The organism is Bisbaumannia pacifica (genome assembly GCF_007989625.1).
In the GTDB taxonomy this organism is placed as follows: Bacteria; Pseudomonadota; Gammaproteobacteria; order Pseudomonadales; family Halomonadaceae; genus Bisbaumannia; species Bisbaumannia pacifica.
This window is the reverse complement of sequence record NZ_BJUK01000017.1, coordinates 24,439-38,503: the sequence shown is the minus strand read 5'-3', so window position 1 is coordinate 38,503 and position 14,065 is coordinate 24,439. Positions and strand designations below refer to the sequence as shown.

The following is a 14,065-nucleotide window of genomic DNA, read 5'->3' as shown; positions in this document are numbered from 1 at the left end:
CCTATGCCATATAACATATGTTTTTATATTTTTTATGCAGAGAGCGTACTCCTCCCTCGAGGCGCCCAGGCGTAGCGCCTTGTTTTCTCACCAACTTGGGGCGAGGCGGTAGGTCGATGCACGCCCATGAGGCAACCGGGCCCCGCCCTCTCCCAATGGGAGGGCGAGGCCCGAGGCGGCATCGTTTTGCTACTGGAGGTAACAGCTGGGGCGGCGAAAATGAGAAGACCGGGAACACCGATGAGTAGCAGTGCCCCGGCCCGCCGGGCTTAGCCGTCGTCCCGGACCAGTGCCGAATCGAGGGACTCCACCAGTTGCCAATGGGCGTGCTGGCCGGCCAGGGGAGTCACCCGGCACCCCGGCGGCGAGCCCTTATCCGGCATGCGAAACCGCTCGCCGGATAACCAGCCAGGGGTATTGGAGGCGATCACCCGCCCCGAGGCGTTGACCAGCAGGGCGTCGTGCTCCAGCTGCAGCAGGCCGGGCACGAGGATGCGCTCGAAGCGCCCCAGGTGCACGTCGGCCCCGGCGATGCCCAGGAAGTCGCCGCGGCATTGCAGCGGTCGGGCGAAGGTGAGGATATAGGCGTCCTGGCCGTAGAGGTCGATATAGGGCCCCTCTACCACGCGCTGGCTGGTCTCCCGCGGCTGGGTGAACCAGGGCATGTCCCGGTAGTTGTAGTAGCTGTCGCTGCTGCGGTTGAAGTTGAGATCGAGCTGGGCCGGCTTGCCCTCCCCCACCAGGTGGCGCCATTCGCAGAACATATCGCAATCCGCCAGCACCCCAGGCTCCAGCACCACACCGGTGCCCAGCACCCAGCGATTGTCCCGGGTCAGCCGGTCATCGGCCAGGGTACGTAGCGACTTGAGGTCGGCGGACGCCGGGGCCTTGCCCAGGCCCACCTGGCCCTCCCAGAGCCGCTCGAGCTCGGCGGCGATGCGTTCGATATCGTCGAAGACCCCATCGAGGGCGGCCTCGATACGCCACAGACACGCCTGGCGGCGCTCGGCCATCGGCTCAGTGCTCATCATCGCCCCCCGATCGCGTCTCCATTAGCGCCATCTTCATGCTGATCAGGCGGCGAATGCCCGCCTGGATATGCGCCTCGGCGAGGCGTCCGGCCGATGCCGCCTCCCCCTGCCGGATGGCGTCCAGGATGGCCTGGTGTTCCCGCTGGATGGTCGCCACCTCGGGGGGCTCCTTGCCGGGCAGCCAGAGCAGCTCGCCCAACTGCGACTGCAGGCGGATCTCGGCATGGGTCAGGCGCACGGACTGGGAGTGGGCGGCGATTTCCATATGGAAGCGGGCATCGGCGCGACGCCGCTCGCGGCGATTGCCGGCCTCGCCCAGGGCCTCGATATGGAAGGCCATATGACGGTAGCTATCGGGGGTGGCACGCTCGGCGGCGAGACGCGCGGCCATGCCGGAAATGGCCCGATGCTCATCGCCCAGGTCGCGCAGCTCGATCAGGCTCCACTCGTCGAGGCGCTCCAGCATCAGCTCGGCGGACAGCTCCTCGGTGGCACACACGAAGCTGCCGCCATTGCGTCCGCGACGGGTCTCGATCACCCCGACCTGACGCAGGTAGCCCAGTGCCTCGCGCAGGGTCACCGTGGCCACCCCGAACTGCATGGCGAGCTCGGTTTCGCTGGGTAACTGTTGCCCTTCTACATAGAGGCCGAGGTCGATGGCCTCCATCATGCGGCGTATCACCTGTTCGGTACGGCCTTCCTGGCGTAACCGAATAAAGGAGCCATTATTGGCGGGACTCTTCATCATCATCTGCGTCACGCGCCCAAAGATTCTCTGTCCATATCGATTCGAGGCGATAGTGCCTCGCCCTCTCCCATCGGCATAGCGCCAACGGTCAATAACCTGACGGCACTCTATCATCACTGGGTCACAGTATCCCTTGCCACCGATCGCGATGCGAGCCTTTCCCGGCAGGCACCACGACACCAACGGCCGCCATGCCGGCAAGGCAAGACGCCTGGCGCCGTTGGACGAGCGTCCATCCCTTTCGACTCATGGCCGAGTGGCTCGACTACGCTTTGAGCATTGTGCCCGCCTACCTGAAGGGAAAGAGCGGTGAGAGACCACCCGGCCAGGCCCGTACAGCGCCTCGTTCCGCCACTGCACAGCGCCTGGCCCGGCCTGCTGGTGCTGACGCTGGCCATCGCCCAGGCCCTCCTGCCCCCTGGCGCCTGGGCCACTGCCCTGCCGGTGGCCGGCGGCGCCTTCGCCGCCCTCGCCCTGACCCTGGCCGTGGTATCGCGGCAGCGCCTGGCGCATCGCCTGGCCTGGGCCCTGCTGGCCATCGCCACGGTCCTGGCGACCCTCGGCCAGGCCATCGGCACCTGGCTGGCCTCGGCGGGCCAAGCCGCCTGGGCGGCCGAGGCCATCACCCTCGCCAGCTACCTCCCCCTCGCCGTGGCGGCCTGGTGGCTGGCTTATGGCGGCGGCCCTGGGGCCTGGATCGATGCGCTGCTCCTCAGTCTCGTCCTGGCCCTGCTGGCCTGGCTCCTGCCGACGGCTAGTGGGGACGCCGGCTGGGCACTCGCCCGGTCGGCCAGCGCCTGGCTGATATGGCTGCTGGCCCTGCGCCTGGCGTTCTCCGGCCCCGGACCATCCCTGGCCCGCCACCTGCTGCTGCCGGCGCTGCTGCTCTATCCCCTGGCGGACCTCTTGCCCGAGCTCACCGCCCCCCTGCGACTGCTGGCCCATGCCCTCTTGCTCGTCGCCGCCTGGCACCCCCTGGCGGCCGAGGCGCCACCGCCGGCCCGCGATGCCCTCTCCCGCGGCCGCCTCGGCCTGCTGGCCCTGGCGGCCAGCGTGCCGCCGAGCCTCATCCTGATCCTCGCCGCCCGGGAGGAAGTTCAACCGCTGCGTCTGGCCGCCCTGGTCGCCCTGCTGGTGGTACTGCTGGTGATGCTGCGCCTCTATGGGCTGCGTGAGCGGGCTCGGCATCAGACGCGGGCGCTGACGCGGCTGGCGCGCCGCGACCCGCTGACCGGGGCCGCCAATCGACGCCGCCTGGAGGAGTTCCTGACCCGGGAGATGGCCCTCGCGACTCGCCACGCCACGCCCCTGAGCCTGGCGCTGCTCGACCTGGATCACTTCAGGCGGTTCAATGAGTGCCAGGGACGCGCGGGAGGCGATGCCCTGCTACGGACCCTGGTCGAGGCCTGGCAGGCGGCGCTGCGCCCCAGCGACCTGCTGGTCCGCTTCGGCGGCGAGGAGTTCGTGGTGGTGCTGCCCGATACCGATGACGAGGCCTGCCTGGCGGTGCTGGAGCGGCTGCGCCAGCGCGTCCCCTATGGTCAGACCTGTTCGGCGGGCTTCGCCCGCTACCGCCCCGGCGAGAGCCCCGACGCCCTGATTCAGCGCGCCGACCAGGCCCTCTATCAGGCCAAGCAACTGGGCCGCGACCGCGTCGAGGGCGCCCTTACCTACTGATCCCAGCGAGGAGTCCCCATGGTCAAGCGCCTGCTGATCGTCGCCCATGCGCCCTCCCCCAATACCCTCAGGCTGCGCGAGGCCGCCGAGCGCGGCGCCCGCCACCCGGACATCGAAGGCGTAGAGGTGGTGGTCAAGGCGCCACTGGAGGCGGGGCCCGAGGATATCCGCGGCTGCGACGCCATCCTGCTCGGCACCACCGAGAACCTGGGCTATATGAGCGGGGCCCTGAAGGACTTCTTCGATCGCAGCTACTACCCGGTGCTGGAGGCGACCCAGGGCCTGCCCTGCGCCCTCTATGTGCGCGCCGGCCACGACGGCACCGGCACCCGGCGGGCGGTGGAGGGCATCGTCACCGGGCTGCGCTGGCGCTGGGCGCAGGAACCTCTGGTCCTGCGCGGCGACTGGCAGGAGGCCTTCGTCGACCAAGTGGAGGAGCTGGGCCTCACTCTGGCCGCCGGGCTGGAGGCCGGGGTGCTCTGACGCTTTTCCTGGCGGCCCCGGTGCCAGCCGCCATAATTGAGTCAGGACACCCGATGCCAGGCGACTGCCTGACCATCACATAACCAAAAAAACTTGATGCGTTACTGGTTGCCGACCAGGACCCCCGGGCATCGCACCGCGTCGACGCCCTGCCGAAGCAGCGCCTGGCCGACTCACCGGCAAGGAGTGAGTCATGAGAACCCTAGTCTCCTGCCTGGGCCTCGCCTTAGGCAGTCTGCTGTTTCACGCCGAATCCCGTGCCCAGGACACCGCCCTGGTGGTGGGTACCGCCAGTCCCGCCGGGGTCTACCACCTCGCCGGCCGCGCCCTGTGCCGGCTCTCCACCCAGCCCTGCCGGGCCGAGGCCAGCGCCGGCTCCCAGGCCAACCTGGAGGCGATTCGCCGCGGCGAGCTGGAGTTCGCCTTCGCACAGTCGGACCTCCACTACTATGCCGTGCATGGCCAGGCGGCCTTCCAGGCGGCGGGCCCCGACCCGGCGCTGCGCTCGCTCTTCTCGCTGCATAGCGAGCCCTTCACCCTGGTGGTGCGCCGCGACGCCGGTATCCATGGTCTCGACGACCTGCCGGGCCGGGCGGTGAATATCGGCAACCCCGGCTCGGGCCAGCGCGGCACCATGCAGCGGCTGATGGCCATGCAGGCCTGGCACAACGGCGATTTCCGGCTGATCAACGACCTACCGGCGGAGCAGCAGTCCCTGGAGCTGTGTCACGGCAATATCGACGCTATGGTCTATACGGTGGGCCACCCCAACGCCTCGGTGGCCCAGGCGATTCGCCTGTGTAACGCGGCCCTGGTGGATGTCCAGGGCGAGGCGGTAGAGCGACTGATCGCCGATTACCCCTTCTTTTCGCCGGCCTGGATCGCCGGCGGCCTCTATGGCAGTGACCAGCCGGCGGTACGCACCTTCGGCGTCCGCGCGACCCTGGTCACCTCGGCCTCCGCCGACCCGGAACGCGTCTATCGCCTGGTCGCCGACCTCTTCGACAACCTGACCCGCTTCAAGGCCTTCCACCCCGCCTTCGGCACCCTGACGCCGCAAGGCATGATCCATGACGGCCTGAGCGCTCCCCTCCATGAGGGGGCGCTCCGCTATTACCGGGAACGGGGCTGGCTGGAGGCGCCAGAAGAGGCCACGGCCGACGCCGACTGATCCGTCAGGGCTCGGCCCCCAGGCGCCGATAGAGGGTCGAGCGACTGACCCCCAGGGCCCGGGCGGCGGCGGTGACGTTGCCGTCGTGGGCCTCGAGGGTACGCCGCATATGCGCCTGCTCGAGGTCCCGCAGGGCCTGGTCACCGCCCGCGTCGCTCGCCGGCGTCGCGGCCACTCGCTCGGCCGATGCGGGGCCCGCCAGCTTGCGCTGCCAGCGCGGCGAGAGCACCTCCAGGGTCAGGCAACCCAGCTCCGGCTCGGCCCCCACCAGGGCCACCTCCAGGCAGTGCTCCAGCTCCCGCCAGTTGCCCGGCCAGTCGTAGGCGGCCAGGCGCTCGCAGAGCGCCTCGTCGAGGGCCAGCTCGCGGCGATGGCGGCGACATAGCGCCGCCCAGCGCCGGCGAATGGTCTCCGCCAGCTGGTGCTGCTGGCTGAGCGCCGGCAGTTCCACCACCACCCCGGCCAGGCGGTAGAAGAGGTCCTCGCGGAAGTCGCCTGCCGCGACCCGGGCCTCCAGGTCCCGGTGGCTGGCGGCGATCACCCGGCAGTCGATGGGCACCTCACGGTGATCGCCCAGCGGCGTCACCACCCGCTCTTGGAGCACTCGCAGCAGCCGCGCCTGCAGGGCCAATGGCATGTCGCCGATCTCGTCGAGCAGCAGGGTGCCGCCGTTGGCCTGCACCAGGCGCCCGCCGTAGCCACCCTTGCGGGCGCCGGTGAAGGCGCCCTCGCCGTAACCGAACAACTCCGCCTCGATCAGGCTCTCGGGCAGGGCCGCGCAGTTGAGCGCGACGAAGGGGCCAGCCTTGCCGTGAACGCCGCCGAGGCCGGCATGCAGCGCCCGGGCCAGTTGCTCCTTGCCGGTGCCGGTCTCGCCCTGCAGCAGCACGGGTAAGCCCGCCGCCAGGGCCCGCGACGCCCGCCGCGCCTCCCGAGCCAGGGCCTCGGGCCAAGCCACCACCAGGGCCTCCAGTGGCTGTTCCGGGGCCGAACGAGGCTTCGTCGCGACCGATACCGAGGTGCCTTCCCTCGCCTCGCCCTCCAGGGTCGCCGGCTGCCAGGCTTCCGGGGGATTGAGACGCCCCACCAGCTGGCCACCGGCCAGGTCCAGCCCCAGCAGCGCCGAGCGCCCCTCGCACTGACGACGCATCTCGCCCCAGGCACTCCCCAGCAGCGCCTCGATCGACTGGCCGATCAGGGTCGCGGCCTCGCGCCCCAGCCACTGGGCGGCCTGGGGATCCACCGCCAGGATCAGGCCGGCGTCATTGATCGCCACCAGGCCACAGGCCACGCCGTCCAGCTCGGCCAGGGAGGCATGCACCTGGAGCACCCAGCGCTGCTGGTAGTGGGCCCGGAACAGCTGCTGCTCCAGGGCCCCGGTGAGCTGCTGCACCCGGCGCAGGAAGATCTCCGGGCGCGGGTGGTCGGCGGCGAAGGTGAGATCGATCAGTCCCAGGCAGTCGCCGCCCACATCGAACAGCGGCGCCGCCACGCAGGAGACCGGGTTGTCGGGAAACAGCAGATGCTCGCTGGACTTGACCAGCACCGGAGCGCGCTCGATCACCGCCAGGGCCGGGGCATTGGTACCGAACCAGCGCTCGTCGAGATTGATGCCCGGGGCGATGCAGAAGCGGTCGTTGATCACGAAGCGCCTGCCGTAGCTCTTGAGCACGGTGGCATCGGGCCCCGCCAGCAACAGCTGGCAGCCGCGCAGGTCGTCGGCGACCCGCCTGACCAGGGGATCGGCCAGCTCGATCAGGCGACGATGTGCATCGCGTCGGTCGCGCAGCTCGCCGCCACTCAGCCGGGGCAGCTCGGGGCGACTACCGGGGGTCAGGCCGTGCTCCAGGCAGCGCTGCCAGGAGCGGCCGATGGTGGCGTCGAGCAGGTCCACCGGCAACTGGCCGCGGCGCAGCCGGGCATGGGCCTGGCGCATCACATCGGAGGTCCGCAGGGCGGCCTTGGTCGGCATAGGTCTCTCCCGGTGGGTCGCGGTGTCCCAGGATGCGACAGCCGTCCTGTCCGGCGACGCGACACCCGGGGATCGCCTCCGAGGCGATCATTCAACCCACTGTTTTCATTGTGATTATTTTTTATCCCAAGGCTGGCATGGGACTTGCTATTCGAGTGCTAGGCACCCTTGGCGCCTGCAATGGCCTGCCAACAATCATAAATCAGCCCCACAGGAGCACAACCATGACGCAGCCCTCCGCCGCCATTCAGTCCTGGCTCGACAAGAGTCACGCCCTCTTTATCGGCGGCCGGTGGCGCCCCGCCGCCGGCGGCCAGACCCTGGACGTCTACAACCCGGCCACCGCCGAGGTGATCAGCCGGGTCCCGGCGGGGGACGCCGCCGATATCGATGCCGCGGTGAACGCCGCCCGGGAGGCCTTTCGCAGCTGGCGCCGGTCGCGCCCGTCCCAACGCGAAAAACTGCTGCTGGATCTCGCCGACGCCCTGGAGGCCCGCGCCGACGACTTCGCCCTGCTCGAGACCCTGGACAACGGCAAGCCGGTGACCTTCTCGCGGCATATGGACGTGGCCCTGGCCATCGACTTTATCCGCTACACCGCCGGCTGGGCCACCAAGATCGAGGGGCGCAGCATGACCCCCTCGATGCCCTTCGTGCCCGACGACAAGCAGATCGTCGCCTATACCCGCCGCGAACCCATCGGCGTAGTGGGGGCCATTATCCCCTGGAACTTCCCGCTGCTGATGGCGGTATGGAAGGTCGCCCCGGCGCTGGCCGCCGGCTGCAGCATCGTGCTCAAGCCCGCCGAGGACACCCCGCTCACCGCCCTGCTGCTGGCGGAGCTGGCCGAGCAGGTGGGCCTGCCCGCCGGCACCCTCAATGTGGTCACCGGCCTGGGGCACACCGCCGGGGCGGCACTGGCCGGCCATCCGGGCATCAACAAGGTGGCCTTCACCGGCTCGACCCCGGTGGGCAAGCTGATCGGCCACGCCGCCATGGAGAACATGACCCGCACCACCCTGGAGCTGGGCGGCAAGTCGCCGGTGATGGTGCTGGCCGACGCCGATATCGAGGCCGCCGCCGCCGGCGCCGCCCAGGCGATCTTCTTCAACCAGGGCCAGGTGTGCACCGCCGGCTCGCGGATCTATGTCCACGCGTCGATTCATGACGCCTTCGTCGCCAGGCTCGCCGACCAGGCCCGGGGCCTGACCCTGGCACCGGGCTGGGAGCCCACCACCACCCTGGGGCCACTGGTCTCCGCCAAGCAGCAGCACCGGGTCCTGGAGTACATCGACCAGGCCCGCAGCGACGGCGGCACCATCGTCACCGGCGGCGGCAAGGGTAGCGACAGCGGTTACTTCGTCGAGCCCACGGTGATCACCGGCCTGGCCCAGCAGAGCCGCTGCGTGCAGGAGGAGATCTTCGGCCCGGTGGTGGTGGTGCAGGCCTTCCGCGAACTCGACGAGCTGATCGAGCTGGCCAACGACTCCCCCTATGGCCTGGCCGCCAGCCTCTGGTCCAACGACCTCGCCGCGGTCAATCGCCTGGTGCCGGAGATCGAGGCCGGCAGCGTCTGGGTCAACGGCCATAACCTGCTGGACGCCAGCATGCCCTTCGGCGGCTTCAAGCAGTCGGGCATCGGCCGCGAGCTCAGCGACTCCCTGATCGAGCATTACACGGAGCAGAAGTCGGTCGTGATGATCGTCTGATTTGACTCGGCCCCGGCTTCGGTCGGGGCCCTTCCACCCCCGAGGAATCCCCCATGCATAACAATAAGAGCATCCGGCGTCTGCCGATGACGCTGGGCGGTCTGCTGCTGGCCGCCGCCCTGCCCACCCAGGCCTATGAGATGGCCGATCTCGGCCATTCCACCGTGGATATCGACCTCCAGGCGCTGCTGGGCGCCTTCCATAGCGACCGGGGCTATGCCACCGGCGCCGCCGAGCCGGGCCGCTACCGCTGGCAGGAGGGCGTGGTCACCCTGGGCGCCGAGCTCACCCCCAAGGAAGGCGGCGTCTATGGTCGGGTCAGCACCGTGGGCACCGCCACCTGGGGCGACGGCGATGCCGCCGGCTTCACCTCCGGCCACGAGCGCGAGCTGGACCTGGAGGACGCCGTGATCGGCTACCGCGGTGAGGCCCTGGGCGGCTCGTCCTGGTCTATCGACGTCTCCGCCGGCCGCCAGCCGATCACCCTGGGCGAGGGCTTCCTGGTGGCCGGCGATGCACTGAGCCTGGGCGATGCCCTGGGCGAGGAACTCGACCGCGGCGGCGCCTACTACCTGGCCGGGCGCAAGGCCTTCGACCGCACCGCCGTGGTGGCACTGGGCCGCGACGGCTGGCGAGGCCAGCTGGCCTGGTTCGAATCGGACAACCCGGCCCAGGCCAGCACCGAGATGGCGGCCTTCACCCTGACCCGCGAGCATGCCCATGGCCTGGTGGAGGCCAGCTACCTGCGCGGCCTGGGAGTCGACGAGACCGAGGCCGATGCCTTCCTGGCCGAGCGCGATGGCATGGACGTCTACGACCTGCGCGTCGAGCAGCGGCTGCTCGACGAGGCCCTGACCCTGCGCGGCGAGCTCGCCCATCAACGCAAGGACACCCGCGAGACCGCCTGGGCCCTGGAGCCGGCCTGGACCTTCGCCGAACTGCCCGGCCGGCCGACCCTGTCGCTGCGCTACAGTCGCTTCTCCGAGGACTGGGACGCGCTCTTCTACGGCTTTACCCGCGGCTACGGCACCTGGTTCCAGGGCGAGGTGGCGGGCAACTACGCCGGCCCCTTCAATAGCAACGCCGAGGCGTGGCGGCTGGGCCTCACCGGCTCGGTGAGCGACAGCCTGCACCTGGGGCTGCTGGCCTACGACTTCGAGAGCCTGGATACCGCCGACCGGCCCGATATGGGCGGGCGCGAGCTCAATCTCTACGCGGAGTGGCTGCCCAGCGACTGGCTCTATGTCTCGCCACTGCTGGGCTGGTACGCTCCCGACAGGAGCGCGGCCGAGGGCGGCATCCAGCTCGGCGACGATGACACGGCTTTCTATGCCCAGCTACTGGTGGGGGTCTTCTTCTGATGCATGACAAGGCGGCCGACGAGGTGCTGATCGCCGGCGGCGGCCCCGCCGGGGCCGCCCTGGCCATGCTGCTGCATCGCGCCGGCCGACGGGTCACCCTGGTGGGTCGCGCCCGGGACTACCGGGCCATCGAGGGCATTTCCCGGCGTAGCCTCCAGGCCCTGACCGGCCTGGGGCTGCAGCGTGCCGCCGCCTGCGCGGTGGGCCCGCTGCCGCGGCGGGTCTCCTGGGGCGGTGAGGCGCGGGCGCCCAATGCCGAGTGGCTGTTGCCGCGCCCGGCCTTCGATGCCGCCCTGCTGGCGGACCTGCGCGGGGCCGGTATCCCGGTGATCGAGGCACGCATCCGGGCCCTGGCGAGTGATGGCGACCGGGCCCGGCTGAGCCTGGCGGATGGCCGCGTCCTGACCGCCCCCTGGGCGGTGGAGGCCCGGGGCCGGGCGGCGGCGCGGCACCAATTCCGCGATGCCGCCCCCTGGTCGACCCCGGCCTGGATCCTGCGCGGCGAGGCCCCGAATTTGACACCAGGCTCGACGCCAGCCAGCGCCGCCCTGTCGCTGCCCGGCGGCGGCTGGGCCTGGTGGTCGCGGCTCGGCGGCCAGCAGTACCTGCAGCTGGCCCTGCCGGAGGCCACGCTGCGCCAGGCACGGCAGAATCCCGACGCCTGGCTGGCCGCCCGGCCCGAGCTGGCCGAGCTTTGGGGCGAGGGTCCCATCCAGCATCACTACCAGCGCCCCAGCCTGGTGGGGCGCACCCGCGTGCGGGAGGGGCGAGTGTGGCGCCTGGGAGATGCCGCCATGGCCATCGATCCCCTCTCCGGCCAGGGCATCTTCAATGCCCTCTCCTCGGCCCATGGCCTAGCCCCGGTGGTGAATAGCCTGCTCGAAGGCCAGCCCATCGCCCCCCTGGAGCGTTTCCATCAGCGCCGCCAGGATGCCCAGTACTGGCGCTTCGCCCGGGCCGGCCGCGACTTCTATCGCCAGGCCGCCTATCACGCCGCGATGTCGGCCGAGCCGCCCTCCTACTGGGCGGCGCGCTGCCACTGGCCCGACCATCGACCGCTGCATCTGCCGGAACCCTGGGAGCATGTCCGCGTAGCGCGGGGACTGGCCATCGTCGGCCCGCGCCTGGCCGAGCGGGAGCTGGTCGTGACGCCGGACCAGCCCCTGGGCATCCAGGCGGTGGCGGGCATCCCCCTGGCGCCCCTGGTCAGCGCCATGCAGGCCGAAGATCCTGCCCGGGCGGCGGCGCTGCTGGCCGAAGCCGGCCCCGCCGCCCCGGCGCTCGCCCACTGGTGGGCCGATCACCCCGACTGGCCGACGCTGCCACAGGCCAATCGGGGCATTGGCGAGAGCGATCCCGGGGCAACCCTCGCGAAGACGCTATGAACCCTTCCCTGGGCGCTCGGCATTCTCGTCCCTGATAATGACGCTTCGCTCAGGCAGCCCCCGGCGCTCCTCGCCGGAAGAGGCTGACCCAAGCGCCACCGATTCCGCCAGCCAGTAGCCCAGGGCATGGGCCGCGGCGAAGCTGGCCCCGCCCAGGGGCGGCGGCGTGCCCGGCGGCGGCGGCCCCATCTGCCAGGGCTGCCAGGCGCCCCCCTCCTCCGGCCCCCCTCGGGTCGCCCAGACGCAGGCGTACCAGCGTCCGTCGCGGCTCTTCCGCGGCGGGCCCGGCAGCAGGCCAGCGGCACCGCTGACCGCGATCACCCCGGGCCAGGCCGCCGGATAGACCGGCGCTCCGAAGCGCGGGCTCGACGCCACGATGCGGGTGCCGGCTTGCCGCAAGCGCGCCACCGCCGCCCCCAGTCGGGCATCGGCCCGGGGCAGGCCCAGGCTGCACAGCAGCCAGGCCGGCGGCGCCTCGGCGTGCCACTCGAAGGCCGCCGCCAGGGCGGCGGCATCGGCGGTCAGGCGATCCTCGAAGAGCTTATAGAGGGCGATCTCCCGCGGCGGGAGCGGCAGATAGTGCCTCAGGGTGGCGAGGATGGCGCGGCCATGGCCCAGCCGATCCTCGGGGTCGGCGCCCACCGGCGAATGGAAACGTGCCAGCCGGGGTCGGGGGGCGACGCCGGGCGGTACGCCGCTATCGATTAGCCCCAGGGTCGGAGGCCACCTTGGCATCACGGGCATGGCGCCGCCTCCTTCGCGACCAGCCGCCCACTCTCGAGGCGATAGCGGGCGTCCAGGTTGCCGAAGTGGCCCCCCTGGTGGCTGATGATCAGCCGGGTGGTATCGCCCAGCACCTCGTCGAGCAGGCCATCGAAGGCCCGGGCAGCATCGGGATCCAGCGCCGCGGTGGGCTCGTCGAGCAGCACCAGGCGCGGCCGCTTGAGCAGCGCCCGGGCCAGGGCCAGGCGCGCCCGCTGGCCGCCGGAGACCTTGCCGCCCAGATCGCCCAGCTCGGTGGCCAGGCCCTGGGGCAAGGCATCGAACCACTCCGCGAGTCCCACTCGCGCCAGCGCCTCGATCAGCTCGGACTCCTTGGCCTCCGGGGCCAGGGCACGCAGGGTCTCGGCCAGGCTGCCGCGCAGCAGGCTGGGGTGCTGCTCCACCCAGGCCACTCGCTTGAGCCAATGGCGGCGGGCGAGCGTCTCGAGCGGCACGCCGTCGACGCGGATCTCCCCCGCCTCGGGGGCCTCCAGGCCCAGCAGCAGGCGGATCAGGCTGCTCTTGCCGGCGCCGGAGGGGCCGTCGATCAGCACCTTGTGGCCCGGCGGGAGTACGAGGTCGATACCCTCCAGCAGCCCGTCGGCCTGGCCGGGATGGCGAAAGCGCAGCCCCTCGAGGCGCAGCTCGCCGGGGCCCGAGGGGCGCTCGCCCCGGTAGGGATCGCGCATGGCGGGCTCATCGAAGAGTTCGGCGAGGCGCGAGGCGCTGACCCGGGCCCGCTGCCAGCCACCATAGAGCCCCAGCAGCCCGCCGATGGGCGCCATCACCATGCCCAGATAAGCCAGCAGGGCCACCAGCTCGCCGAGCTGCAGGCGTCCCTGGATCACCAGGTAGCCGCCCAGCAGCAGTACCCCGGCCCGGGCCAGGGCGAGGATCAACTGGGGCCCCATATCGCTGAGGAAGCCCACCCAACGCACCGCCAACAGGCGCCGCAGTTGCTCGTGGCCGAGCCCCTGGAGGCGGTTGAGCCGCGAGGCCTCGAGCGCCTGACCCTGGAACCAGGGCCCATGGGCCAGGGTGTCCTGCCAGAAGCCAGAGATGTCCCCGCTCTGCTCTCTGAGCGCCTGCTGGCGGCGGGTCAGGGCCGGGCGCCAGGCGCGCAGCCACAGCCACTGGATGGGCACCAGCACCGCCACCAGGAGCATCAGCAGGGGGCTGAACAGGCCGATCATGGCCAGGGCCCCGACCAGCCCCAGCAGGTTGGAGAGCCCGCCGAGCAGGCCATCCAGGGCGAAGCCCTGGAGGATCGACAGGTCGCCATCGAGGCGGCTCATCAGGTCGCCCCGGCCGCGGGCCTGCCAGCGCCCCGGGGCGAGGCGCAGCAGATGGCGCAGCAGGGAGCGACGCAGCGACAGCAGCAGCCGGGCGGAGAGCGCCACATGCTGCAACCGCGTCAGCCCCTGTAGGCCCAGGGCGGCGAGCCCCACCGCCACCAGAGCCGCAACGTAGGCGATCACGGTGGTGAAGTCGCCACGCATCAGGCCCTGGTCGATCAGCCGCTGGGTGAGCAGCGGCGGCAGCAGCGCCAGCAGGGTCGCCACCAGGCTCAGCGCCAGCAGCCGCGCCAGGGCCAGGCGCCGCGCCTTGAGTGGCCGATAGAGCCAGCCCCAGGGCAGGCTTCCCGGGGCACGGTCGGGAGGGGCGAGATCAGGCTCGGGCATGGGCAGGTCTCCGGCAAAAAGGGCCGGCGACTCCATGGAGTCCCGGCCAAACGGACCACGCAATCGCGCAAGGTGCTGTCTGAA

General features: G+C 71.0%; 11 protein-coding genes. 6 read left to right on the top strand and 5 right to left on the bottom strand.

The annotated features are described in order from the left end of the window. Window positions 1–269: 269 nt before the first annotated feature. Both HPA02_RS09065 and HPA02_RS09060 read right to left on the bottom strand, forming a co-directional pair. On the bottom strand, window positions 270–1,028 hold the full coding sequence (locus HPA02_RS09065) for a cache domain-containing protein (RefSeq protein WP_146802861.1): 759 nt from the start codon (window positions 1,026–1,028) through the stop codon (window positions 270–272). Further along, window positions 1,018–1,782, bottom strand: coding sequence for a FadR/GntR family transcriptional regulator (locus HPA02_RS09060; protein ID WP_146802860.1), 765 nt, complete (start codon window positions 1,780–1,782; stop codon window positions 1,018–1,020). Before HPA02_RS09060 ends, HPA02_RS09065 begins: the two co-directional genes overlap by 11 nt. Window positions 1,783–2,088: 306 nt before the next feature. Between HPA02_RS09060 and HPA02_RS09055 the strand changes: the two genes are divergently transcribed. From HPA02_RS09055 to HPA02_RS09045, 3 genes are all read left to right on the top strand, one after another. Further along, complete coding sequence (locus HPA02_RS09055; protein WP_146802859.1) at window positions 2,089–3,456, top strand: GGDEF domain-containing protein; 1,368 nt, start codon at window positions 2,089–2,091, stop codon at window positions 3,454–3,456. A gap of 18 nt (window positions 3,457–3,474) precedes the next feature. Then, window positions 3,475–3,939, top strand: coding sequence for a flavodoxin family protein (locus tag HPA02_RS09050; RefSeq protein ID WP_146802858.1), 465 nt, complete (start codon window positions 3,475–3,477; stop codon window positions 3,937–3,939). A gap of 193 nt (window positions 3,940–4,132) precedes the next feature. After that, window positions 4,133–5,110 (top strand): TAXI family TRAP transporter solute-binding subunit, encoded by a 978-nt coding sequence (locus HPA02_RS09045; RefSeq protein ID WP_146802857.1) that lies wholly within the window; start codon window positions 4,133–4,135, stop codon window positions 5,108–5,110. A gap of 4 nt (window positions 5,111–5,114) precedes the next feature. Here the strand turns inward: HPA02_RS09045 and HPA02_RS09040 are convergent, their stop codons facing one another. Beyond that, window positions 5,115–7,082 carry a sigma-54-dependent Fis family transcriptional regulator gene (locus HPA02_RS09040; protein WP_146802856.1) on the bottom strand — a complete coding sequence of 656 codons (1,968 nt, stop codon included), beginning with the start codon at window positions 7,080–7,082 and terminating at the stop codon, window positions 5,115–5,117. Between the two features lie 224 nt (window positions 7,083–7,306). Here HPA02_RS09040 and HPA02_RS09035 point away from each other — a divergent pair, with 224 nt between their 5' ends. From HPA02_RS09035 to qhpG, 3 genes are read left to right on the top strand one after another with little or no spacing between them, the layout of a single operon-like run. Next, complete coding sequence (locus HPA02_RS09035) at window positions 7,307–8,791, top strand: aldehyde dehydrogenase family protein (RefSeq protein WP_146802855.1); 1,485 nt, start codon at window positions 7,307–7,309, stop codon at window positions 8,789–8,791. 53 nt (window positions 8,792–8,844) lie between these two features. After that, a complete protein-coding gene (locus HPA02_RS09030) occupies window positions 8,845–10,152 on the top strand; it encodes a hypothetical protein (RefSeq protein WP_222593984.1) in 1,308 nt (435 codons plus the stop codon). Further along, window positions 10,152–11,537 carry a flavin-dependent monooxygenase QhpG gene (gene qhpG, locus HPA02_RS09025; RefSeq protein WP_146802854.1) on the top strand — a complete coding sequence of 462 codons (1,386 nt, stop codon included), beginning with the start codon at window positions 10,152–10,154 and terminating at the stop codon, window positions 11,535–11,537. Before HPA02_RS09030 ends, qhpG begins: the two co-directional genes overlap by 1 nt. Here qhpG and HPA02_RS09020 read toward each other — a convergent pair. Both HPA02_RS09020 and HPA02_RS09015 read right to left on the bottom strand, forming a co-directional pair. After that, window positions 11,532–12,281 carry a S8/S53 family peptidase gene (locus HPA02_RS09020; protein WP_146802853.1) on the bottom strand — a complete coding sequence of 250 codons (750 nt, stop codon included), beginning with the start codon at window positions 12,279–12,281 and terminating at the stop codon, window positions 11,532–11,534. The genes qhpG and HPA02_RS09020 overlap by 6 nt on opposite strands. Then, window positions 12,272–13,981, bottom strand: a complete 1,710-nt coding sequence (locus HPA02_RS09015) for an ATP-binding cassette domain-containing protein (RefSeq protein WP_186809959.1) — start codon at window positions 13,979–13,981, stop codon at window positions 12,272–12,274. The genes HPA02_RS09020 and HPA02_RS09015 overlap by 10 nt, the downstream gene beginning before the upstream one ends. Window positions 13,982–14,065: the final 84 nt, after the last annotated feature.